Source organism: Fusibacter sp., from assembly GCF_057447755.1.
This window is the reverse complement of the sequence record NZ_JBVBZF010000409.1, coordinates 1-2,821: the sequence shown is the minus strand read 5'-3', so window position 1 is coordinate 2,821 and position 2,821 is coordinate 1. Positions and strand designations below refer to the sequence as shown.

The following is a 2,821-nucleotide window of genomic DNA, read 5'->3' as shown; positions in this document are numbered from 1 at the left end:
CCCAGCGCAAAAGTACATATGGTCTTATCTGGATAAAGGGTTTTATGCTTATTGTTGACTGAACCTGATTCTAAGAGGTCAATCATGCCATCTGTAAACATCTCCGTATGAATGCCAAGATTCTTCTTGCCGATCAAGGCCTTTGCCACAGCGTTAGGAATCCCCCCGATACCAAGTTGAATTGTTGACCCATCTTCGATGAGCTCACTGATATAGCGGCCAATGGCTTCGTCTTTATCTGAGCATTCTCCAGTGGGAAGAATGGGTGGTTTACGATCTGTTTCGACGATTGCAGAAACATCATTTAAGTGAACTTGATTGTCCCCAAAGGTCCTAGGGAAGTGTGGTGAAACCTCTAAAATCACCTCTACATCACCTGAACGAATAAGCTGCATTTCATAGGTATTGCCTATGGATAAGCTAAAATAACCGTGTTCGTCCATTGGTGCAGCCGTGGCCAAAAGCACCTTGCGTCTACCTGCCATCGCGTCTAGTCTCTTGTCCAGTGCTCTATGGAGATGCTGGGGCTGAAAGGACAAATGGCCCTTGGTATGATATTTTCTCATGGGACCTGTATAAAACCAACCATTAACATGTATGCTCTCTTTGTATATGGGTTCTTGAAACAAAGGATAGTCTCCCATAGGCAATGTATTAGAAAGTTCACATCCTCTGACACCCATTTCATGAAGCCTGTGTAGGGCGTTCATGAGGGTGATGGGTTCACTGCCGCCTAGACCCACCACGATAAAATCCTGATCTTTAAAATGTGTTAAAAAGGATTCTGCATTTCTCAGCTTATCACTGTATATCTTCTTTAATTTTTCCATGGTCATTTCCCCCATCTAATCAAAGAGCAAGCAAAGGCATAACCCGTCCCTGCGCCTAGCATTGCCACGATGTCGCCTGATTTCACCTTATTTTGCTCTAGGCCGTATTTGAGTGCTAAAAACTGGTCCACATGACCACAATGTCCATTTTCTGAAAGGTAGACACTTTGGCTCTTATCCATGTTTAAATTTTCAAGAATTGCATCATGTGCCTTTGGATTAATATGTGTAATGCCAATAAAGTCAATCGGCGCTTCCAGTTTGGATTTTTCCTTTGCCAATTGAACAGCACCTAGGAAGTTGGGTAGCGATCTTTCACCCAGTCTCTTCTTCATGCCCTCAGGATCTGACAGGTGAATGAGCTTGGCCTTTCTGAGTTTTTCAGGATCACTCGCAATCTCTTCATCAATGGGATGAAGACTCCCACCCCATTTGCCGATGACATCATCACAAAAGACAGAGTCCGTGATGACACCTGTTTCCAGTAGAATATTCTCATCATGATCTCGCTTTAGCAAGAGGGCAATCCCCGCTGGGGACATGTCAAACATAAAGGACTGATTCTTATCTTTATAGTCAATAAGATACGCATTGGTGTTACCGCCTGCAATGAGGACAGTCTTAAGAGACTCATCTGCAAGCATCATGTCCTTGGCCACTTTAAGGGCAAGGGGGGTTGCCGCACATCTAAAGCCCATATCCCAAGCATAGGCATTGTCTGCCCCAAGCTCGTTTTGGAGTTTAATTGCCGCTGTCCAGCAAACATATTCACAATAGGTCTCCCCAGCAAAGAGGATCATATCAAGTGCTTTAGGATCTATCCCTGTCTTTTCAAGCAATCGCTTTGATGCTTTTGTTGCCATCATACCGGCGTGGTCTTCAGGACCACCCACATGTTTCTCACTAATGCCCATTTTATTTCTTAAGATATCCGCCGGAATATTCACAAGGGGACTTAGGGCTTCTGCCGTAATTTTTTCTTCTGGCAAGTAGAGTTCAAAATCTACAATACCTATTTTGGTCTGATTCATATCAAATACCTCCTATGCTTGTCTATACTGCAAGTTTGTTGCCAAAATCAAAATCCCCTGTATTCTCTCAAAATACTTGTTTTCAAAGATTTTAAACCGTTTTTTTATTGATACATATAACATATTTGTTACAGTTCTCAAGTGTTGCCTACAATGGTATAATGAAGAAAAATGACGGGACGGTGATTATAAATGACATATCCTCACACTCAAAAATTGGATAAGTTCATGGAAAATATTCCAGAGAGTTTATTCAACGAGCTCTCTCTGCCCATTAACTTTGTGGATCACAATTGTACGATTTTAGTCATGAACAAAGCTTTCTTAGAATTCCTAGAGCTTCCCCTTAAGGACGTTGTCGGTCAAAACCTCATTGACATCGATAACACCACACGGTTCCCAATCGTTATTCAAACCGGCATTCCTGAAATCGGAAAGAAGCACAGGTTTAAGTCTGGGAAGGAAGCCATCGTGGATCGTATCCCCATTTACGACGGAGACCGTATCATTGGTTGTGCAGGCATCATTGTGCCCTCTCATTTATCACCTGACAGCATCGAGTTTAAAATTCGAAATTTAATCATCAATAAGATCAGACCAGACTTCAAACCACTTACCGAAACCACTTCGCCGAATTTACAGCCAAAGTATACCTTTGATGACATCATTGCCAAGTCGAAACTCATCCAGCATTTCAAACAAAGGGCTAAGTCTTTTTCGAAGACAGAGCTTCCCGTTCTCATCACAGGTGAAAGCGGTGTTGGGAAAGAGCTCTTCGCACATGCCATCCACAGTGCAAGCCAGCGATCGGAAAAACCCTTTGTCTGTATCAACTGTGCTGCCATACCGGACACCCTCCTGGAGTCAGAGCTCTTTGGTTATGAACCCGGCTCATTCACAGGTGCCAATAAGAACGGTAAACAGGGAAAATTTGAAATTGCAAATGGTGGCACCATATTT

General features: G+C 43.0%; 3 protein-coding genes. 1 reads left to right on the top strand and 2 read right to left on the bottom strand.

Annotated features, from left to right (window positions below; all coding sequences use genetic code 11):
- Both AC220I_RS20945 and AC220I_RS20940 read right to left on the bottom strand, forming a co-directional pair.
- Window positions 1-830: acetyl-CoA hydrolase/transferase family protein (locus AC220I_RS20945; RefSeq protein ID WP_486725814.1), on the bottom strand; the 830-nt coding region annotated here is incomplete at its 3' end.
- Between the two features lie 2 nt (window positions 831-832).
- Window positions 833-1,861: a 3-oxoacyl-ACP synthase gene (locus AC220I_RS20940; protein ID WP_486725813.1), complete on the bottom strand. Its 1,029-nt coding sequence runs from the start codon at window positions 1,859-1,861 to the stop codon at window positions 833-835.
- A 192-nt stretch (window positions 1,862-2,053) separates the two neighbouring features.
- On the opposite strand from AC220I_RS20940, the gene AC220I_RS20935 reads away from it, so the two are divergent.
- Window positions 2,054-2,821 (top strand): sigma 54-interacting transcriptional regulator (locus AC220I_RS20935; protein WP_486725812.1); only part of this gene is annotated, 768 nt, incomplete at its 3' end.